The organism is Methylophilus medardicus (assembly GCF_006363955.1).
GTDB lineage: Bacteria > Pseudomonadota > Gammaproteobacteria > Burkholderiales > Methylophilaceae > Methylophilus > Methylophilus medardensis.
In genome coordinates this window covers 1,810,932-1,831,931 of sequence record NZ_CP040948.1, presented here as the reverse complement: position 1 = coordinate 1,831,931, position 21,000 = coordinate 1,810,932, and the positions used below count along the sequence as shown (strand labels likewise).

Genomic DNA, 21,000 nt, shown 5'->3' with positions numbered 1-21,000 from the left:
GATTAAGCTGCCGTTTTTGAAATCACGCTCAAAATATCAAACTCAGCTGAAATTTCGCCACGTGCTTTTTCAATCATCATATTTTTAGTTATTTTAAATAGTAAGGAGAAGGTCTCCGCTGTAACCTTTTTGTCTGGATAGCTTTCGATAGCTCTACTAACTAAATTAAGAACCTTCTCATCAATATCCTGCATTTCTAAAACTGATGCGGCTTGTTTGTCATAATTGAAAAGCAGATAAATTAAATTTACGCCCACTAGCGATACTGAATTGAGATACTTGGTTGTGGGGAAAGTTTTTTCGCTCTCATATTGCAGTTGTGTAAGCCTACCTACGCCCCCTATATCTGCAAGTTCTCCCTGCGAATAGTTTAAGCGGTTACGTTCATTTTTGAGGCGTTCCCCAAAGCCAGGTGCAATTCCATGTGTTTTTGTTTGATCGTTATTCATGTTTGAAATTGTATACACAAAAAAATATGATTGCAAATTAAAGTGACTTTGTAGTATATTTAAATAAACATTAAACAGTTTTCAATATGAATGCAAACCAAGTTAGGAATATGTTCAATGAATCAGGGCTATCAGTCTCGGAATGGGCTCGGTTACGCGGATTTTCCTCTGGCCTTGTTTACCAAGTTTTAGACGGAAAAAGAAAATGTATGCGCGGCCAAAGCCATCAAATAGCCGTGGCATTGGGATTGAAGCCTGGAAGTAGTATGAATGTGGAAGAGTTAAATACTAAACTTGAAAAAATTTCTCAAGAGCAGAAGATGGTGAGCCTTTAACAAAAAAGCCGAACTCGGATGAATTCGGCTTGATTTTGTCTGCTTAAGCAGAGTACTTTTGTTCACACCTTTAGTATCTCTATTTAAACAGGCATTGTCAAGATGTTTGATTTAAATATACCAATTTTTTTGGAGGAGTTGCTATGGGTGCAAGCATTACAGCATCACGTGTCAAAACTATATACATACGTCAAAATAATCCAAGCTGGGATGAATCCTATGTCCCATCAATTTTAGCTACTCGTTCTGAAGCACCTTCAGTATCTAAACCCGCAGAAATCTATTCTTCGAAGTTCAAAAGAAGAATTCACTGTTTGTCCAATCCAGAGCTTAATTTTGCACTATTGGCTCTCTACCACCCAAATATTGTTGGAATTCAAGAGCAGAGAATGTTGCCACCATTAAAGTCGGAGCACCCGCTATCTGGGTTTCCTGGTGTTGATAAAGTGAGGCTTGCTCCTATGATGGGCACTTTGGAGGTGGCTAAGGAGTTAGGGTGTGAAAATCTGATAAGGAAAGTCTTGATTACCAATAAGCAAGGTGAAAGAGTGGCTTTGGCAGTGCCATTTATCGGAGATCATCTTTTAGCAATAAAAAGTGGATCACAAATTTCATGTATCAATTGGAGCATCAAATCAAATCAATCGGAATTTAGAGTTAAAGAGCTCTATCAATTTAATGTTTTCAACAGAAACAAAGCTAAACGCGAAAGTCAGTATCTTCGTCATTTAATCGAACAAGTTCAATATGAGTCTTGCGGAATTACTACTCATGCTTTAAGTGAAGATCAGTTTGACCGTAATGTTTTTGATAACTTGAGACAGATTTATGTCCATTGCCAATCATCAAGTGGGTTGAGCACTAGCAAACAACAGAAGTTACTGGACTATTTCAAAACTGCTTATAAACAAGGTACACCACCGAGTGAAATTATTGGGTATTTTGATTTGCTTAATAAATTTACGCCTGAGCAATCTAAACAAATTTTTTATAAAGCAATTTGGAATAGAGCGTTAAGAGTCGATTTATTTAGACCAGTTTTGATTGATCGCCCATTAAGGCCCGAAAAAGTAGATGTGCTAGAACATTATGCTGAATATTTTGAGGGGCAACAATGAACGGTCTCCAATTGTACTCACCTGAGGGATATGGAACATTAAAAAAAGGAGTCGTTTATCACAAAATTGATAATCGGGCGCAATCCTCTCATGTCTCTCTTGTATTTTTTATTGGTAAAAATGCTTACTTAAAACAGATAAATCGTTCCAATTTTGAAGACGGTATTCAAGCTCATAAAATTATTAAGTGTGAAAACCAGCTGATACTGCCAAAGCACCTAAGCGCATTTGAGGGTCTTGATATTTACAGTTGGTTGGAGGATGAATCTACGCATGAAAGTTTGAAAACTAAAGAACATCTAAAACAAAGAATTGAGTTTGTTTTAAGCGTGAAAACTCAGCTACCAGACATTCTCAGTCAAAATGATCCAGAAAAGTTATTAAATAAGCACGCAAGATTATTGAATCCACCACAAAACGAAAAACGTTTTCGGAATTGGACATTAACTTTCGCAGCATATGGCAATAATCCTGCTGTCCTTCTTCCAGATTTTCACAACTGTGGGAAGTGGGATCGGAATGTTCACGCCAAAGTTAAGCAAGGTGCTCCCTCGATCTCTTCCGGAAAACATTATGGATCTAGGATGACATCTGAAATGAGTGCTAAATGCATTGAAGGATTTGAAAGGTTTGCGAAAAATGGCAAATCTTTAGTCGAAATTCATGCTGATGTTATCCATCACGAGTTCAAATGTAAAACTGTAGGGAAGGGGCAAAATTTAGAAATCTTAAGCGACGCACCGTTTCCTACATTTAACCAATTCAAGTATGTCATTGACAAAGTTTACTCCGTTGAGGTTCGGCAAAGAATACTTTATGGTGAAGCGCGATATCGCAATTCAAAGGCTCCTTCCAAGGGGATGTACTCTCAAGAAGTATCCAATTTAGGTGAAAAAATATACCTCGATGCTTATGAGATTGAAGCCAAACCAAGAGGACTGCTTGATAGCAGTGTCCTTCCGGGATTAGTGGGAGTTAGCGCTGTAGATGCACTTTCAGGAATGATTTTGGGGCTTGGGTTTAGCTTCGGAAGTGAGCGCCATGAGGGATATCGAGCACTGCTATTCAGTATGGCAATCGATAAACAAAAATTCTGCGCATTATTTGGTATACAGATAGAGAAGCACGAATGGCCATCCGAAGGCTTGCCTCCTCACTTATTATTAGACCGTGGGCCTGGCGCTGCTAAAAGTATTATTGATGATTTTGAAAAGCTCATACCCATAAGACAGCTTGCGCCATCTTATTCTGGGCAATCTAAAGCCACTGTCGAAACTACGCATCCCAAGTTTATGAAGCTTGAAGGCCAGCCAACTTATAAAACAACAAGTCTCACCGCAGTGCAATTGGCAAAGGCAGAGATTTTAAGGGTATTGGAGCATATCAAAACGACGAGCGCGGTTGAGAGACTTGATCCAAGTGCGGATTTGATCAATGTATTCCCTACTCCCTTGGGTATTTGGGGGCATTACGATGAAAGATTCAGGAATGACTGTGAGCGGATGTCATTTGACCGAGCAGTTCGCACTTTTTTGAGCAAAACAAAATTTCAAATACATAATGGTCGAGTAAAACTTTTGGAGCGGATTTTTTACTCCTCAGCAATCCATGATGATGGCCTGTTCAATTCTCATGCAACCTATGTTGAAGGGTATGTTTTGGACATGTGTGTAAGGTACGTTTGGATCGATTGGAATGGCAAGTTATATGAGCTTGAAGCTCAACTCAAGATTCGTGGTGACGTAGAAGACTTATACATAACACTCTCAGACCTAAATGAATATAATCAAGTTGTGTTAGCTAAGAAGTCAGCACTTAACGATCTAAAGTTAGCAAGTAAGATCGAGTATCGGGAGCGTTTCAAGCAACACGTTGGTGTTGAATGGCACTTGGCAATTAAGCGGGTGAGTGGCCGATCCAAAACCTCAAGGAGGTCTAAACAAGAAACTCAAGAAGTCTTTTCCGTAAGAAATTTCTGATTACGAAGAATTAAATGAGTACTGCAAACCCTTGGGTAAGTCGTCTTAGTAACTTACTGGATCGACAGACCTTGAAAAAAAGTATGGAGTTAACTCCAATACCAATTGATTCACCATGGGAAATGGAGCTCAGCGACCTTTGCAAAGAGTTCGAGGTTAAGTGCGACAATAGCTTTTATCCCACGGAGCAATCAATAGATATTGCATTAAGAATAATAGGCGAAGCGGCCTCTCATGCAAAAAGGACCTATCCTGGGCCTAATGAATTCATCAGATTAGTTTATGAACCTGTAGAAAACGATGAGTCAGCCGTAATCACGAAATTTCATTGCCCTATTGTACTTACAGGACTAGCTGGGCTCGGTAAGTCTTCCTTGTTGTTGGCAATTAGACGTTCAATTCCCGAAGTAAGCGTGAAGGTCGCTAACAATCATCCAAACTTTAAATTAAGTTCTGCGAAGTATTTTGAAGTGGGTGATAGAGCTGTTCTGAACAAAGTGCTTGTGGATGTTTTTAAAGTCAAAAAAACTAGAACAAATTTTATTCAGCTAGTTAAAGAAAGTATTTACACAAAATCTATTCCGCTTCTTTTGGTGGATGAATTCCAATTTTCTGCGACATCAAGTGATGCTAATACAATGTCTTCAAAGTTACTTTTAGGCCTTGGTTTGCTTAATATTCCTTATGTTTGTTCATTAAACTTTAGTTTGTTTCATAAGTTGTTGAAGAGGCCTCAAGAGGAGCGTGATCGTGCTTTAGCCAATGTGATCGTAATGATTCCAGAAGATCCAAAATCTAAATGCTGGCAACTAACAATTGGTAAATTGTTGGAAATCATCCCTACTATGTTTAGGCTGGATATTAACAATGATTCTGAAAGACTATTTCAGATGACTGCAGGACGTAATCGAGCATTAGTTAAGCTTTTGATGGAGGGCGTGAGAGTTGCTGCTAAATCCAAAAGTTTGGTGACAATGAGTACGCTTGAGAAAGTTTATCTATCAAAAGAGTATGCAACCTTACGGCAGGACACGGAATTAATTTATCAGCAAGCTATTTTGGGAAAACCGATGAGAGGTCGCTCAGACTTGTACTGTCCGGCAGAGTATGTTGATGAGTCAAATAGGCAAAAAAATGAAGCTATTGAATATAGAAATCAACAAGCTGCACAAGTTGAACTATTGAGTACGCTATCAGTGCTTGAGCGCCAGAATTTAGTGAGTTTTCAAAAAGATACAAGTTTAAATTTATCTGCAGATATGGACGCACCAAAAAAGAAAAAAGAGAAAAAAGCGCTAACAAAATCTCTTGAAGAAAGCACTAGGGATTTTTTGAGTCAGCTTTAATCGAATTTACTAATTTTCTGCGAATTCTGAGGACTTAGAGATGGAGCTAAATCATGGCAGATAGTGATACTAAAGTGGTGGTGAACTTCAGGGAGGACACTTCTTCTTCCGTCAGTTATGAAACAGCTGAAGCACTGAAGGAAAGAGTCGGTGCATCCTCAATGGAGGATCTGATTCACAGGGCTCTTGTAAATTTAATAAATGCGACTGAAATTTCATATCCTCCTGATGATGGGTTTCCAACTATTCAGCAGTTCGCAGCGATAGCACGGATCGCTCCGCAAGACATTGAAGTTCAACTTATATCAAGTTTGTTCAATGACTTCAACGAACAGAAGACGTGTGGGAGTGAGTCTCAACTGGAGGAGTTGCTATCAGGAGTTACAGAAGAAAATAAACATGACTTAATCGACATGCGTAAATGATCCCTGAAGAGGGTAAACTAATTATTGTATAAATGTGTAGGACTTTAAAATGCTTGTTGTTGCATATGCATTATTAGTAGTCACAATAATCTGCACGATTGCTGCTTTTGCTGGAGCGATTTTCTTGAGAAAGAAAAATAAGAAGTTAAGGTCAGTTAAAAAATGATCTAACAAGTCGTAGAGTAAACAAAAAACATAATAAATAGGACTTAAATTGGAAATCGAGATTTGGGACGGTGGCCTTCAAGAGCATGAGGCCGAAGCAATTAGAAAAATTGGGCAAGCGTTTAGTATTACTGCTGCTGAACGGGCAACCTCACAAAGAGGAGGTTCACTAAGAGATCAACTCGCAGCGAGTGGGCTTGGACGGGACAGCATGTTCCCCTGGAAGGGGTATGCCGGATTTCGATTTGTTGACGCTAAGGGAAAAGAGGGAGAGTTCGATTTAGTCATCATTACTCACTGCAATGTTATCGTAGTTGAGTTGAAGGATTGGAATCGTGATCCAATTACGTTAAGTGGTGATAATTGGTTTAAGGGCGATAAGAATATGGGGCGCTCACCGGTTACTGTCACGAGAAACAAGAAATTCTTATTAGAAAATAAATTAAAAAGATATTCATCCCAATTTACTAATAAGCATCATGTGCCGCAAGTTCATTTCTTTGTTGTAATGACTGGGAACGCCGATTTTAGTCAGCTCCCAGAAGTTGAGCGTCAACATACTCTGTCTCTTCAAGACTTTCTTCGTTTCTCCGACAAGGGCAAATTTAATCATTTCTTCCGTCCTCATCCGAATGCTCAAGTTCTAAATCAAGATTTTCCAATTTTTGATCAGTTGTTTCTTAAAGGAAATACAGCTCCTAAAGCTCTAAGGATTGGAGGCTTTACAGCGGTAGAACCAATTTTTGAACACCCCAATTCTGTCTATAAAGAGTACTTGGCAAGTTCAGAGATATCAAAGGGGAAGGATTCCTTACTTAGAGTTTGGGATTTTAAAAAGCTTGACGGCAACAAAGCCATCACCTCTCAGGGTCGGGCGGAAATTGTGTCTCGTGAAAGAGAGGTTTTGCAATTCATTAACTATCAAAACCGTGATCTTTACAACCATTGTCTTCGCTCTCTGACAAGTTTCGAGAGAGATGAAGTTACATCTCAATATAGTGAGGTTTACGAATTACCTCCCGGACATGTGAGATTCAACGAGTTCGTTGGGAAATATGGTCAGTCATTTAATATGGTCGACAGGCTTAACCTAACAAAGCTGTTGATCGCTAAGTTTGCTGATCTACATGGAATCAAAATTGCTCACCGTGATATTGCGGATCATAGTTTGTGGCTTTCACCATCCAAGGAAATTGCGCTCTCTAACTTCATTTCGGCTTACCATCAACCGATAGGAACGGTTGGCGATTATCGAAGCAGTCTGTCAGTTGGCGCTGCAGAGATTAAGGACATGCTTGAGGGGGCGTCAATAACTCCATTTCAGCAAGATGTTCATGCGCTTGGCCTGTTAGCTTGGCATCTCTTAAGTGCGAAGAGAATGTCTTCTAAAAGTTTGGAAAGCATCGAGGGTGACATACTCGCAAGCAAGGACTGGTATGTTGGAGTTATTCTTGAGGCTGTGACAGCCAAATTCAAAGATGCTGCAGAATTTTTTGATGCACTCAAGCGAGCAGAGCCTGATGCTGAATCAATCCCTACTTTTGATGATTTTGAATTAGATGCCTATCGACACCCTATAAACCACACGAGACAGTTTCCTGATGAAGGGGATTTTCTGGTAGGGACAGATGATAAAGAGGTCTATTACTCCAGTGGCAGATTAGTAAAAGCCTGGTTAAATGTAGGCGGAAAAGGAGATGCTGCTGTCAGCAACTTCAGGGTTCTAACTTTTCTAAAACAGTTAGATAAAATTGCAACGGTAAATCCGATTTGCTTACCACGGATTCATGAGTACGGCTTGGCTTCCAGGTCGAACAGTATGTATCTGGTAACTGATATTGTTGATGGAGTGACTTGGGCAAACATGGTCTCGGAAAATGAGGCCAAAATTGGCTTGATTGAGAAATTGACCGATGCTATCGAGTATCTTCATGGTCTAGGCATTACTCATGGTGACTTACACCCTGAAAACGTTATGGTTGCTAATAGTGGCAGTGATATTTACCTGATTGACATGCCAGACTTTTGCCACAATTCAGCAGAAGCTAAAAATCATAGATACAGCCCTGAAAATATAGATGCTAGTTCTTCTCAGCAAAGGGACATTTTCGCAGTCATGCGAATGTCGTGTGAGCTACTGGGGATGGAATGGGGTGCGGAGTCCAACGAATATCCTAAAGTCGCTGAAGTTGTTCAGTTTGAGTTAAGCGATTTAGATTTCGGATTCAGAGATTTAGGACGGTTTAAAAAGGCCTTGAGAACGCAAAACGAGGCGCCAAAACATGAACTTATTGAATTAATACTTAGCGGTATTGACGAGTCTTTTACCATTTTTCCAGATAATGGGCATCTCTATGTCAAAGTTGATAAGCCTAAACTTGGCAAAACTGATTACGCAGTGACCTTTTCCGGTATTGGAGGTTCGTTTGTTGCTTTCTATGACAAAGCTAAAAAAGGCTTTGTTGGAGCATCACTTCCAAGAGCGAGATCTGATGTAACTTTTAGGACAGCCGAAGAGAGTCAATTCGAGATCAATCGGCCGATTTGTATTAAGCCTGGTCGACTTACACTACTCTCAGGGTTATCGGATTATCTCAGTGATAATGAAGCTTTTTCCAGGGCAATCGAGCTTCTTGAATTTGTTCAACCTGAAATTGATGAGTCAGAGCTTAGCAATCAGCTCAAAGATATTTTCGAGAAAGCTGACGCATCAATTGATAGGGAGTATGCCGAAATTGCTGCCGATATTTCTACGCAATCGTTATGGCGGGCAATACTTGATACTGAGACAGAATCAAATCCTAATATTGAATTGATTGGAGCCTATTTTAAGCCTTTGGATAACGACAATGAATTGATTATTCCTTATCAGGCAGATGTTGATCCCTTAGGGGCTTTTGTAAGCACAGATGAAGTTGAGGCTCTTCTCATTGATAGAGATGGCTCGGAAAAAGTGATTGGAGAGGTGCTGCTTAAAAAATCAGCTTTGAATGAAGTTAGATTAAATAAGATTCGCAGTGCGGCTTACGCTCTCAAAGATGGTGATTCAGTCTACTTTAGGACAAAGCAAGACCGGGCTTCTTATCGTAAGCGTAAAGCGGCTCTTGAACGTCTTCTTGATAGGGAGGGGGTCTTGCCTGCACTCGTTGATTTCTTCGACCCGGGGTGCAAAGAGCCAGCAATACATTACAACATCTCTGTAAATGATGAAGATTTTGCCAGATATGATCGTGAGGACAAACACGGAAATAGAGTGAGTCTCAACGAGCAACAGAGAGAAGCCTTCTCTAAGCTTTTAAATTATGGACCTTTGTCTTTATTGCAAGGGCCTCCTGGCACTGGGAAGACGGAGTTTATCTCTGCATTCGTTCACTTCCTTGTAGAAAAGCTTGATGTACGTAGGATTCTTTTGGTTAGTCAGTCACATGAAGCCGTTAACACTGCGGCGGAGAGAATCAGAAAGCATTGCAACAGGCTTGGTACGGAGCTAGAGGTAGTTCGATTCAGTAATCGTGAAGGTGCTGTGTCAGATGGGCTTAAAGATGTCTATTCTCACGCAATTACGGCTGAAAAACGAGAGTTGTTCAATGCGGAATATCGCTATCGAGTTGCTACTTTTGCGGATGCTTTAGGACTTGATCCAGAGTTCATATCCGCAGTTGTAGACGTAGAGTTAAAGCTTTTCAAGCAGATAGATCATCTAGAGGCGATGTTAAATAGTTTGCAACGTATTGATGATGAAATTGATTTAAAAGCTCTTAAGAAGATTTCTGCAGAAATGGATAATAGTATTAGAACAACTCTCTACGTGGATTATGGTATTCCATTTTCAAAAGAGAGCAATATTTCTGAAGCTAAATCACTCTTAATATCCAAGCTTTGTTCAGAGTATAACGTTCGTCCTAGTGAGGTTAGGAGAGTTAGGGCTTTAGCTAAGATTTCACGAGACATGCAAGAGGCTTTGTCGGCTGAGAGAGTTAATCTTGATGAGTTCTACGCACGCTCTAGACAACTAGTTACTGGAACTTGCGTTGGGATTGGGCAGGGTCATATTGGAATTCAGGACAATATTTATGACTTCGTTATTATTGATGAGGCTGCTCGATCAATCGCTAGCGAACTTGCCATCGCAATACAATCTGCTAAGCGCGTGCTTTTAGTCGGAGATCATCTGCAATTGCCACCCTTGTATTCTGATGCACATAAAGCTGCATTAGCCCGACGATTAGGAATCAATGACAAACATGCAGAGTTAGATGAAATTCTTAGAAGTGATTTTGCTCGTGCTTTTAACTCAGAGTATGGAAAGCAAACAAGTGCAACGCTCCTGACGCAATATCGAATGGCGCCATCTATTGGCGACTTAGTATCAAAGACATTTTATGATGGCAAGCTTGTTAATGGTCCTCGAGTGATCCCTGATATTTACAAAAGAGCACCTGAAGCTCTTCGTACATCAGTTACTTGGTTGGATACTTCATCTTTTAAAGATGCAGCAAATCATCTAGGTGATCGTGGGGTGAGTATTTACAATCGCTGTGAGGCTGACCAAATTATTGAGATTCTTAAACAAATTTCCGTTAATGAACTGTTTTTAAATGACTTAGAAAAATTTAAAGATAAGGGCGAGGCTTTGATTGGTGTTATTTGCATGTATGCAGAGCAAAAGCGATTGTTACGACAGAAATTCAATCAGGCGATTTGGAGTGAAGGTTTCAAAGAGTTGGTCAAAATTGATACTGTTGATAGTTATCAAGGTAAAGAAAACAGAATTATTATCTTGAGTCTTACAAGGTCAGATAAACAACGCAGTCCAGGGTTCCTAAGAGCGCCTAATCGTATTAATGTCGCAATGTCCAGGGCAATGGATAGGCTACTGATAGTAGGCAATGCAGAAATGTGGACAACTCACAATAAAGATAAGCCATTGGGGAAGGTTGTTGCCTTTATGAGTGAGATGGGTGAGCAAAACGGTTATAAATTTATAGCAGCAAAAAAGAAGAAAACAGGTGGTTAGATTGGATCGTACTTTTAAATACCATGCGGTTGATTTTTTATTACCCGCTCAAAGATTCAATATTCATTTTTCTTATGTCAGTCAAAGAGGACTGCCGTTTGTCAGAGAGTTCGTTCTGAGGCTTGTTCATTTGTCACCAATGACCAAAAGCCAGATTTCTGTCTTTTTTGGATTTAGTCGTAGAGAGATTGATGAGGCAGTAGCAGACTTAGTTACGCGAGAGGAGTTGATGCTTAATGAAACAGGGAGATTAGCGCTCACGGAGAAATCAATCGGGTATTTCTCAGACCTGGGAGAAGCTCCAAAACTAGCCCTACTTCAAGATAGTTGGGCAAGGCTATGTTTTGATTTGGCTACACTCTCTTGCCATGGGAATCTTCGCTCTGATAAGTGGAAATCAGGGATTTCACTCCCAGTTGCAACTGAGAGTATTGCTAAGAGTGAGAGTCTGGTTGAAAAGGCGTTCCAGCATCAGTTCCATGAAATTTTAAATAAGAATCTTCTTTCAAAAAGTCTTACTCAAGATGAAAAAGATAATCCCACTGTATACACTGTGAACACAGTTAACAAAATCGGGCAAATGCCTCTTCGCCTAACAGTCAATTTCAATGTTGATGAACAAGGTAGAAGTGTTGAGCGTGAAGATTTTGAAATATTAAATGATTCAGATTATGTGCAACAGCTTATTACGATTGAATTAGATCGCTTAGCTAGGCCAAATAACATGATTGAGATTGCCAAGGCAATGATGCAAATCAACGATGATTTCACAATCAAATTAATTGAGTCTAAGACACACTCTATAAATCTAAATTTTTTAGAAGACCTTCATAAAATTGAAGAGAATAGCGCTAAGAGAATTACCTTTATTGGCCCACTATACTCTGAAGAAAACTGGGCGTTATTACAAAAGCACTTGGCCCCAGCATTGAATTCTCGTATCAAAAATGGCATTAATGACGATCAAAGATCTTTTATTTGGTTGGCATCTAGTGACCCATACTGGAGTAAAAGCAATCGACTACATGTTGCGTTAAGCGATTTTTACAATAAAGCAAAAACAAAAGACAAGACCCTGTACTCTCCAACGCTCTATTTACCTATAGAAAATTCAGAGGATCAAAGAGCGATCAAACAGTGGAAAAATGAGTTAGATCCTGACTTGGAAAATGCTCACGGCATCAGAGAGGGCTTTTTGGGGGGGAATGTTGAGGTCCTAGCTTTAGAGCGCGAGCTAGCTGTAGTTGTCTACCATATGTCATTTCCAGAGAGCTATCCAGTCACAATGCCAGTTGGTTTTATTTGTACAGATAGTAAGGCCGTTAATCTTATAGAAACTCTCGTCAGAAAATACATCCAAGGAAGTGCTGGGCATGAGAAGCCTAACGATTGTGGTCCAATTAAAAAATTACTTCATAATCAAAAAGAAAAATTGCTCATTTCTTAAAGTTCACTCACATATTTTGCAAGCGCAAGACTATCTCTTATGGATTAACAACAAGGCTTACACTGAAGGCGAAGTTTTATAGTTCAATGAAGAAAGTAACAATCACTACTGGAACTGACTCAAACTTTTTTGTGAGGGGGCGTCTTATTTCTAGAGCTGCGGATGCAGGTGAGACTCTTGAAGAAGAGTTAATCTTAACTTTTGAGGATTTTGAAGATCTTAGGAAGTTAATTTCACCAGCAAGATTGAATTTACTGCGATCCATCATGAAGGAGCCTGGAACTATTAGTGATGTTTCGGAAAGGCTAAATAGAAGTAGAAGGTCAGTAATGCGTGATGTTAATGCTTTGGTACTTGCTGGTCTAATTGAAGCTACTTATAAAACCAACCCAGGACAAGGTCGAGTTAAAGTGTTAACTGCGAAGACTCGGTATATAAGGTTTAGAGTAGATCTTTTTTAGTGTAGTTATGAAGGCTAAAATCAGGCTAGTTGCTGATCTGAATAATGTATGAAAAGTTAGTGGCTATTCACATCTAAAATTAATATGCTCTAAATTTCCAAAAATCTACATCAATTTCTAAAAATAGATAAGAAGAACAAAATGTCATGGTATAAATTAGTGTCAAAAACTGTGTCGCCCATAAAATGGGTTGCCGATCGTAAAAATATATCCCGCTTGCTGGGTGCAAGAGTCCAGGTGGTAGTTTGTGTAATAACTCGAGAACCTGATTCCTCTATTTTGTTAGCGAAGTCTATTTATCATGATCGGTGGATGCCGCCCCAGGAAGGTGTGAACCTGAAGGATTCATTTAAAGATGCAGTCGATAGATGTTTATCACAAGAGTTCGGGTTAGATAGTAAAATTCGTAAGGAATTACTTTCAAACAACATAAAATCGATTAGATATATCGCCACTATTCCGCTTATCAAAGATAGGCGAAACGAAAGACTCGTAGCCGATGATGCAATAGGAACTTGGATGGAGCATATTAGCATGACCAAAAAGGCATACTGGAAATGCACGATCATTATTGATAAGCAAGATTCAATAAAACCAGTTCCAAACATGACGGAAGTCCTGGACTTCAAGTGGTATGCGTTGGCTGAGGCCAGGAAGGTTATTCAAAGTAGCAACTTGCCCGATAAAGCCAATTTGCTCCTGACAATTTTCGATAAGTGTCACAATGACATACATGGGGCTTAAAGTTAGATACAACTTTACCTTCGAGGCGTGTATGGAACGAGAATCCTCCACATCAATCCGGCATTCTATCGCCTAAGTCACTGAATATCAGTGCCAGATCATCTATCTCGAAAGGCCACAATCCCCTAGTTTGAGCGGGGTTTTTTGAAGCCAAGTAATAGCTTAACAATATGCCCGGCTGAGAAAAAAGATGCTTGCTGGCGCGTCGTTCATTGACACGTTTATAAATGAAGGATTTTTCCTCAAGGAATTTCGAAATCTTTTCGCCAACATCAGGTGCTTGCAAAAGATCTATGTAGGTATCGGTAAGAAGCTGATTGGATTGCTCGTCTCCCACGCCCGTGCCGACGTTGTCGGTGTATATTTTTTTGAGCAAATTCAGAATGTCGTTTTGAGGTTTAAGAGCTTCCTCAATATCCTGCATGGCTTTTTCAAAGAACTCATCGGTTGCTTCAATCAAAGCCATGCTTTTGGCAACAGTGCGCTTGACTCCAGGTTGCGCTGTCGTTTTAGGTTTATAAATCGTATCGTGAGTTAATTCGCTATGTGCGTGTTGCAATAGCGTTCTGATTTGCACCTCGCATGGTGTGTGCTCAAGGATGTTGATGCCACCAAATACATTGCCTGCAGTAGCTTTTAAAACGAAGTGTACAGACTGATAAGTAAACTCCAGTGGTTTGGCCAACCGTTCGATTTCATAGTCGCGATCTCTGGAGAATACCCAGAATTTCTTACTCTCTTCAGATTCGATTACCTGGCAAACTTTCTTGATATCACTCGTCAACAGCACGACGAAGCGCATGCCAACTTTATCTTGGACATCGTCATAAGGATTTTGATACTGCTTACGGTGGAAGGCTTTATCAATCAACGTTGACTCAAGTTTAAGCCTTGGCTTGACTGGGATCTTCAGAAAATAATCGAGCGTTGTCGGAGCAATTGACGCGGCTAACGCTTGCTCTATGTTGTGCTTAATGAAGTCTGCCCAAGCCTGGTAAACCGGTTTTTCGGTATCCCAGCGCTTGCGGAACTGGTCTTCGGTCATTCTTGATCCATGATTCGGTCACGAATAATAATCTGAGTCCATTTTGTCGCTGGGTTGGTTTCTGTTGGAGTGCCATCAATCACGGTCATGCTGACATAGTCTGCAAACTCTTTAGGGGGAGCAATCAGTTTGATGTTGTGGCCGAACACGATTTTTCGTTGTTTCAATTCTGAAGCCACTTCCGTTAAATCCTTGTGAACAGCGTTCAAGGTAAACTCATTTTGAACCATGTATTCTTTATAAGCATCTTTTAAGTTATCGTCTGATATAAAGCTATCTGAAAATGCGCCTACTTGCACGGTAGTATTCGTGTCTACTTTCAGATAGGTTGTAAGTGCATTAAGAAGGTCACTTCTTTTTTCTTCATCAATATTGGCACCCTTGATGAAGTCTTTAGTTAATTTGTGAAATTCCTTAGTCAAGGAAGCGCTATTGGTTGGAAAACCTAATCCCAAGAAGGTTTCGTAGAAGTATTGCGCAGCGCCTTCCCGGTTGCCCTTGGTAGCAAGATCATCAAATAAGTATCCCTTCCATTGGGCTGAGGGTTGCTCTGGGGTTGCAACCGCTGCGAGATCGGCTTGTATGAACGCGCCGATCTTGTACAGTTTAGATTGGGGAGTGAGGATCAGGTCCTTTAGGTACTCCAGAAAAAGCTGACCTTGCTCTTGCCTCTTAATGAATCCTGCATGTGGCTCAGCCTTAATCACACACATTAATTTTCGTGCTGGATGACCACAAGTGCCTTCAATAACGACTAAAATCCCGCCAGGAATCCCTCTGCTTTTTTGAGATTTTGCAAGCTCTGCCGTAACGAGTTGCGAGAGATTAATGAAGGCAGCGTCGTCTCCGGTAGTTTCAACAATTTGACTGGCCAAGTGCCACAGGCTTTCGTCCGAAGAGTTCTCAATGGTCATCTCGATACCATGAGTTGACGTGCCTAGCGCCTCAGTAACACGAATTTGCAACGCAGCTTTTGCGTCATCGTCTAGCTGGATAAGTTGCTGGCCATAATTCGGCTCTTTGATGGTTTTATCAGTGTTTCGTTTATAAACCTCGTGAATGATGATTCTGTTGATGCTCAGGTTCTGGAACACGTGCTCTCTCCCAAAGTAGACAATCCGGTGTGGAAACATCAGTCCGGAAATTAGATTTTATTATTCAAATTTATTGTTAGTTTTAGTAAGTCTATATCGGTACCTAAATTAACTTAGTTCCATATTGAACACAAGTTAATGTTGTATCTTAGAAGGTTTAAAACCCTTACAACAGTATACTTTTACCGAACGGTTATCGCTCCTCAGGTGACTTCCATTTTTGCAAATGTTCAAATGCGTCTAAAGGCCCAATAAGAGCCCTTGCTTTGTTTAATCTCGCTAAAACCACCATACGCTCATCATCAGCTAATTTATTTGTGCGCAATTCCACCTCTTTAAAAAACTCTTCGATGTGCTTTAATTTCCCCCACGATTCAATAATTTGATTTAGTTCGTCAGAACTGTCCTTCAAGTTTTTAGCAATACGCCTCTCTTCAGATGCAATGCGATCTCTTTCTCGTTGCTCATCCCACAAGCGTTTTCGTTCAGCAGCCTCATCCTTAGCACGCGTAATTAGATTCTTGATTTCGTTTGTTGAGTTGCAAAGCTCCTCTAGGATGGGTTTCATGGTTTTTGAAAACTCCCCTTTTTTGGTCTCTCTCCATTGCTTAACCCATTTGTTGCCTAAATAAGTTGAATAGACTTGAATGCAAAAGCGACCAGAAGGTATTTCTTTAGTTGTTGTCCAGCTGAATGGTGATCTGATCTTTGCTAGTGAGCTCTTTAGGTATTCTTTTATAGGAACATACTTGCCATTAAGATAACCAACCTCAACCTCTTCTGACATTTCATAAATAGTTAGTCCAATCGACACATCATCAATTTTGGTGATCGTTGGACGATATGGCCGCCATATATTCGAGTAATGATTTGTCGATTTCGGATTCTCTCGTTCATCGACATCCAACATATGCGTGTCTCTGTGATCAGGAGCAATTTGTACCCTGTGACCTAACTGATGTAGTGCACAGTAAAGATTATTGGAAACTTCGAGACCTCTTTCTAAACCTTCCTTTGAAACAATAAGATCAATGCACAGCTTTTTATAAGGTTTGAGATATTCCCCATGCGACTCTCGAACATTACTGAAGTGCTCTCTGGCCTCTTTAATTAGGCCATGTGTTAATAGTTTTGACCTTGTCTTATAAGTTTTGGGTTGTGCTGCAGATTCTGGCGCGTACTCTGTTTCACCATCTCTGGACCAGGTGATAGGATCGCCAGGATTGGGGGCTGGAAGTTTTGATTTTTCTGCTTCAATTCCAACGGCCTTCATTGCCCAGTAGCCTTTAGGAGGTCTCGGAATGTTTAGTTTTTTTAGAATTCGAACGAGATAACTATCAGAGACGCCATAGTTTTCAGATACTTTTCTAATCGGTTCAGACCAGATTTGTTCGTAAAGTTTTTCACGGCTAACAGACATATCGCGACTCCCAAAATTTAGCTTTATTGAAGTGGACAATTTGAGGAGTTCATCTTAGGCTAAGTATGAGACAGAATTTAGAAAATGTTAAAGGTTATGGATGATTGATTTACTGAAAAGAAGTGCGGTAGCACTCGCGATGACGCTCACCATGGTCAATATCTGCTTTGCTGGAAACCCTTATTCAATTGAAGATGCAATTTATAAAATTGAAATTGAAGATGGGAACCAGTTGCACACAGGCACAGGGGTATTAATTGCTAGAGATACGATACTTACTAATTGCCATGTGGTTAGACATAACGGATTTTTTAGAGTGGTGAATCGAAAAACAGGAAATATTTATCCAACTCAAAGTTATAAAAATCTTGGATCTTTAGATGCATGTCTTTTAAAAGGGGCAAAGTTCGAAGGGAATCCGGTTCGAATGAATGCGCAATATAAAATTGGTGAAAGTATTTGGGCGTATGGTTATCCAAACCAATACGCCGCTATGAGTCAGGGAGTAATGGTTGGGCAAATTAATACGGATGTTGGACAAGTATTACAAACGTCTACCTTTTGCCATCCGGGCTCTTCAGGCGGCCCTTTAGTAAACAGTTTGGGTGAATTAATCGGTTTGGTTTTTGGTACAAGGAGAGATTATCAGGATCATTGTTTGGCTATTCCAATTTCCCACATCATTTCAAGAATGAGCCAGTAAGCTCCTAATAATTTTGAATTTCAGGTAAATATCTAGAAAATGTTTAGCTATTCCTCCCAGCTCAAAGATGATTAACTAATTTAGATTTTGAGTACATCAAGCCCCTAGAAAGGAAGAATTTAATATGCGCGCAATAACCTCATATGACGCACTAGAGAAATTTGGACGGGTGAGATTATCGAAAAACTTCTTTATGCGTGAATTTCTATATAGTGAAATATCAAACCTATATGGAATACCAAATTTGCCAGAAAATACAGATTTAGCGATAGAGGTTGGAAAACTTCTTTGTGAAGAGCTATTAGAGCCTCTAAATGCCACATTTGGTCGAATTGCAGTGAGGTCAGCTTACAGGTCATTATCAGTTAATTCATTTGGTAATGAACATGGGCATAACTGTGCTAGTAATGAATCTAACTTTGCTCATCACATATGGGATAAGCCAGATGAAAATGAAAAAAAACGCGCTACTGCATGTGTGATAATTCCATGGTTTATGGATAAGTATGCAGAAGGTGCTGACTGGCGCTTTTAGCTTATTGGATTCATGATCATTTACCTTACAGCGAGCTGGAATCTTTGACGATAAAGGCATGTGTTCATTCAATCTTAGCTGGCATGAAATACCTAAGAAAAATATTACGAGCTGGATGACTCCAAGAGTGCTGCTGAGGGATGCGCATGATCAAAAGGGATTTTCAGATTGGTATACTGATTTTCCTCAACTCAAGCTCTCAAATTAAATAAGAGTTTCATAATAAGTTACCGAGCTTCATTCCGCTTTCTCCGTTTCAGTTTTAACATTATGAATGTCTACCAGAAAGGGTGAAGTCCACATTGTGACTTTAGAAGAAATAAATAGTTTGGTAATTCGCTGTAACAATATTAATAAAATTGGCTATATCTAGCTGGAGCATTTATGACTTTTAATTTTGAATCTGAAGTATTTCAGAAACTTGGTAAGTTACTAATATCGGAAAATCTTTACACGCAACGAACTAATAATGATGCACGCTACGATAGCTTTATTGCTAAATACCCTCCCACTAGTATAGAAAGTCTTACACTTGATCAATATTGTCTTGGTAAAGATTCACTACCTGAAAATTTTTGTTGGTGGCTCGAACGGGGGCTTGAAAAGGTATTAGGCAGGTACATGCCAGGAACGTCGCGTGGTCATATCTTATATAAAGCTCAAAATGGCGAATATTATCGTAACAGAGCACTAAGCGATTTAACGCCAGAAGAAGCTCTGAAGTACACGACTAAGATTCAATCTCTAATAGCTAATGCAAATGTAGACGAAGATCTTTTATGGATTGACGACGACGAAAAGATATTTGCTAGAGCTGGTTTAAAAGCAAGGGTTACTATAGGGGATGGCCGCAAGCTTCGCATATTAAGCGCTTACCATCCCGATAAAGTACTAGTTATTTCATCAAGTGAGCATCTGCGACATTTTTTATTAGAACTTGGTCATCCGGTTGAAGAGGTTCCATCTAAAGACAGGCCAATAGCATTGATGCTTCTACTAAAAGAATACTATGAAGAGGCTAAGCGACGTTTCAACGCCGATGTTACCCCATATGGATTTGTCAAAGCATTATATAGTGATCAGCTGAGCATCAGGCCGATTAAGCAGACAGTACCAGAATCTGAAACTGATCTAGATGTAACGGAGGCTATCAGAAAAATGCCTTTGAATCAGATTTTATATGGGCCACCTGGTACAGGAAAAACATATGAAACTATTAGCTTGGCAGTAAAAATTGCTGAGCCGGAAATGTATCAGACAATACTAAATGAAAATAAGGACCTGCCTTCAGAAGATCTAAGAAGGTTATTTAAAGAAAGGTTTGATGTCCTCGTTGCTGATAAAAGAATTGCAATGACAACTTTTCATCAGAGTTTTTCTTATGAAGATTTTATTGAAGGTGTTCGAGCGGATACCTCTCAAGACGAAGCACTAAAGTTCAAAGTCGAAGATGGCGTATTCAAACAAATAAGTGAGGCGGCATCCACAAAAGCTACTTCCAATATCAGCAATCCTATACATTTAAAGGGTAGAAGGATATGGAAAATGTCACTAGGGAATACGCTGGAAAATGAGGATTATATTTACCAAGAGTGTCTAGAAAACGATTACATACTTTTAGGCTATGGTGACAATCTTGATTTCAGTGGTTGTCATACAAAGGAGGAGGTTGTAAAGGTCTATGTAGATTCTAATGTGACACTTACAAATACTGATTATGCGGTCACGTCAGTTTTTACATTTATCAACTCTATTAAAAAAAATGATCTTATTATAATTTCAGATGGCAACCATAAATTCAGGGCAATAGCTGAAGTAGTAGGCGATTATGAATACTTAGAAAATGCTGACCGTAATTATTTTCAGCAAATGAGGAAAGTTAAGTGGCTGCAAACATACGAGCCTAGTAAACCAAAAGAGCAGTTATTTGATAAATCTCTATCACAAATGACACTCTATGAACTCGGAAGTAAAACAATCAATTTGGATAAGCTTCATGCGCTGTTGGAGCCACATAGAGAAGACTTACCCCCAGAGCCATATGTATTGATTATTGATGAAATCAATAGAGGTAACATCTCTAGAATTTTTGGGGAGCTCATTACATTACTAGAAGATAGTAAGCGTAAAGGTAGAACTGATGCACTCGAGGTCGTCCTCCCATATTCAAAAAAACCGTTTTCAGTACCAGAAAATTTGTATGTCATCGGTACGATGAACACCGCAGATAAATCTCTCGCTCAACTCGATTTAGCATTGCGCCGTAGGTTTGATTTTATTGAAATGAATCCACAGCCAGATCTTTTAAAAGGTATAAAAGTTCATGGTGTAGACATAGGTCAATTGCTAGAGATCATTAACGAAAGAATAGAGGTTTTATTAGATCCAGAACATCAAATCGGGCACAGCTATTTTATGGGTTTACGTGAAAAACTTGCTGATAATGAACGCGAAGATCAATTGGCAGAGATATTCAAGAATAAAATTTTACCTTTGCTTAAAGAGTATTTTTTTGATGATTGGGAAAAAATATCTTTAGTTCTTAATGATCACTCCAAACAAAAGGATCATCGCTTCTTATCTGTAGGAGGTAAGCGTTCAGTGTCAGAGCTATTTGGTAATTCGCAATTTGACATGATTCAAGATAGAAGAAGCTATGTGAATATTAGTGCATTTAGTTGCCCTGAGGCGTATCAAGGTATCATTAAAGTATAGCT

At 39.6% G+C, this 21,000-nt stretch carries 16 protein-coding genes; 12 read left to right on the top strand and 4 right to left on the bottom strand.

Translation table 11 applies throughout. The features are described from left to right. Window positions 1–2: 2 nt before the first annotated feature. Window positions 3–449: a helix-turn-helix domain-containing protein gene (locus tag FIT99_RS08660; protein WP_140003924.1), complete on the bottom strand. Its 447-nt coding sequence runs from the start codon at window positions 447–449 to the stop codon at window positions 3–5. 86 nt (window positions 450–535) lie between these two features. On the opposite strand from FIT99_RS08660, the gene FIT99_RS08655 reads away from it, so the two are divergent. The 9 genes from FIT99_RS08655 to FIT99_RS08615 all read left to right on the top strand — a co-directional run bounded on the left by FIT99_RS08655 (window position 536) and on the right by FIT99_RS08615 (window position 13,486). After that, a complete protein-coding gene (locus FIT99_RS08655; RefSeq protein WP_140003923.1) occupies window positions 536–784 on the top strand; it encodes a DNA-binding protein in 249 nt (82 codons plus the stop codon). Window positions 785–927: 143 nt separating this feature from the next. Then, entirely contained in the window at window positions 928–1,902 is a 975-nt protein-coding gene (locus tag FIT99_RS08650) for a PDDEXK family nuclease (RefSeq protein WP_140003922.1), read from the top strand. Continuing rightward, window positions 1,899–3,881, top strand: a complete 1,983-nt coding sequence (locus FIT99_RS08645) for a transposase (RefSeq protein ID WP_140003921.1) — start codon at window positions 1,899–1,901, stop codon at window positions 3,879–3,881. The genes FIT99_RS08650 and FIT99_RS08645 overlap by 4 nt, the downstream gene beginning before the upstream one ends. 14 nt (window positions 3,882–3,895) lie before the next feature. Beyond that, window positions 3,896–5,227 (top strand): hypothetical protein, encoded by a 1,332-nt coding sequence (locus FIT99_RS08640; protein ID WP_140003920.1) that lies wholly within the window; start codon window positions 3,896–3,898, stop codon window positions 5,225–5,227. Between the two features lie 53 nt (window positions 5,228–5,280). After that, window positions 5,281–5,652 carry a hypothetical protein gene (locus FIT99_RS08635; RefSeq protein WP_140003919.1) on the top strand — a complete coding sequence of 124 codons (372 nt, stop codon included), beginning with the start codon at window positions 5,281–5,283 and terminating at the stop codon, window positions 5,650–5,652. Between the two features lie 214 nt (window positions 5,653–5,866). Continuing rightward, window positions 5,867–10,834 (top strand): AAA domain-containing protein, encoded by a 4,968-nt coding sequence (locus FIT99_RS08630; RefSeq protein WP_140003918.1) that lies wholly within the window; start codon window positions 5,867–5,869, stop codon window positions 10,832–10,834. 1 nt (window position 10,835) lies between these two features. Continuing rightward, the gene (locus tag FIT99_RS08625) at window positions 10,836–12,281 is read left to right on the top strand and encodes a hypothetical protein (protein WP_140003917.1); all 1,446 of its coding nucleotides are present in this window, start codon (window positions 10,836–10,838) and stop codon (window positions 12,279–12,281) included. An 86-nt stretch (window positions 12,282–12,367) separates the two neighbouring features. Next, complete coding sequence (locus FIT99_RS08620; RefSeq protein WP_140003916.1) at window positions 12,368–12,742, top strand: HVO_A0114 family putative DNA-binding protein; 375 nt, start codon at window positions 12,368–12,370, stop codon at window positions 12,740–12,742. Window positions 12,743–12,883: 141 nt separating this feature from the next. Next, window positions 12,884–13,486, top strand: coding sequence for an NUDIX domain-containing protein (locus FIT99_RS08615; RefSeq protein ID WP_140003915.1), 603 nt, complete (start codon window positions 12,884–12,886; stop codon window positions 13,484–13,486). 52 nt (window positions 13,487–13,538) lie between these two features. Here the strand turns inward: FIT99_RS08615 and FIT99_RS08610 are convergent, their stop codons facing one another. From FIT99_RS08610 to FIT99_RS08600, 3 genes are all read right to left on the bottom strand, one after another. Next, window positions 13,539–14,531, bottom strand: coding sequence for a GTP pyrophosphokinase (locus FIT99_RS08610; RefSeq protein ID WP_140003914.1), 993 nt, complete (start codon window positions 14,529–14,531; stop codon window positions 13,539–13,541). Continuing rightward, window positions 14,528–15,625: a nucleoid-associated protein gene (locus FIT99_RS08605; protein ID WP_189524725.1), complete on the bottom strand. Its 1,098-nt coding sequence runs from the start codon at window positions 15,623–15,625 to the stop codon at window positions 14,528–14,530. Before FIT99_RS08605 ends, FIT99_RS08610 begins: the two co-directional genes overlap by 4 nt. Before the next feature lie 193 nt (window positions 15,626–15,818). Further along, on the bottom strand, window positions 15,819–17,045 hold the full coding sequence (locus tag FIT99_RS08600; protein ID WP_140003912.1) for a hypothetical protein: 1,227 nt from the start codon (window positions 17,043–17,045) through the stop codon (window positions 15,819–15,821). A gap of 100 nt (window positions 17,046–17,145) precedes the next feature. Between FIT99_RS08600 and FIT99_RS08595 the strand changes: the two genes are divergently transcribed. The 3 genes from FIT99_RS08595 (at window position 17,146) to FIT99_RS08585 (ending at window position 20,998) form a co-directional block, all read left to right on the top strand. Further along, window positions 17,146–17,748, top strand: coding sequence for a S1 family peptidase (locus tag FIT99_RS08595; RefSeq protein ID WP_140003911.1), 603 nt, complete (start codon window positions 17,146–17,148; stop codon window positions 17,746–17,748). A 124-nt stretch (window positions 17,749–17,872) separates the two neighbouring features. Beyond that, entirely contained in the window at window positions 17,873–18,283 is a 411-nt protein-coding gene (locus FIT99_RS08590) for a hypothetical protein (protein ID WP_223261158.1), read from the top strand. Between the two features lie 384 nt (window positions 18,284–18,667). Next, complete coding sequence (locus FIT99_RS08585; protein WP_140003910.1) at window positions 18,668–20,998, top strand: AAA family ATPase; 2,331 nt, start codon at window positions 18,668–18,670, stop codon at window positions 20,996–20,998. Window positions 20,999–21,000: the final 2 nt, after the last annotated feature.

Coding starts and splice junctions, on each gene's coding strand:
- FIT99_RS08600 (WP_140003912.1), bottom strand. CDS start 17,045: ATGTCTGTTAGCCGTGAAAAACTTTACGAACAAATCTGGTCTGAACCG.
- FIT99_RS08615 (WP_140003915.1), top strand. CDS start 12,884: ATGTCATGGTATAAATTAGTGTCAAAAACTGTGTCGCCCATAAAATGG.
- FIT99_RS08590 (WP_223261158.1), top strand. CDS start 17,873: ATGCGCGCAATAACCTCATATGACGCACTAGAGAAATTTGGACGGGTG.
- FIT99_RS08610 (WP_140003914.1), bottom strand. CDS start 14,531: ATGACCGAAGACCAGTTCCGCAAGCGCTGGGATACCGAAAAACCGGTT.
- FIT99_RS08650 (WP_140003922.1), top strand. CDS start 928: ATGGGTGCAAGCATTACAGCATCACGTGTCAAAACTATATACATACGT.
- FIT99_RS08645 (WP_140003921.1), top strand. CDS start 1,899: ATGAACGGTCTCCAATTGTACTCACCTGAGGGATATGGAACATTAAAA.
- FIT99_RS08635 (WP_140003919.1), top strand. CDS start 5,281: ATGGCAGATAGTGATACTAAAGTGGTGGTGAACTTCAGGGAGGACACT.
- FIT99_RS08655 (WP_140003923.1), top strand. CDS start 536: ATGAATGCAAACCAAGTTAGGAATATGTTCAATGAATCAGGGCTATCA.
- FIT99_RS08620 (WP_140003916.1), top strand. CDS start 12,368: ATGAAGAAAGTAACAATCACTACTGGAACTGACTCAAACTTTTTTGTG.
- FIT99_RS08660 (WP_140003924.1), bottom strand. CDS start 449: ATGAATAACGATCAAACAAAAACACATGGAATTGCACCTGGCTTTGGG.
- FIT99_RS08595 (WP_140003911.1), top strand. CDS start 17,146: ATGATTGATTTACTGAAAAGAAGTGCGGTAGCACTCGCGATGACGCTC.
- FIT99_RS08640 (WP_140003920.1), top strand. CDS start 3,896: ATGAGTACTGCAAACCCTTGGGTAAGTCGTCTTAGTAACTTACTGGAT.
- FIT99_RS08585 (WP_140003910.1), top strand. CDS start 18,668: ATGACTTTTAATTTTGAATCTGAAGTATTTCAGAAACTTGGTAAGTTA.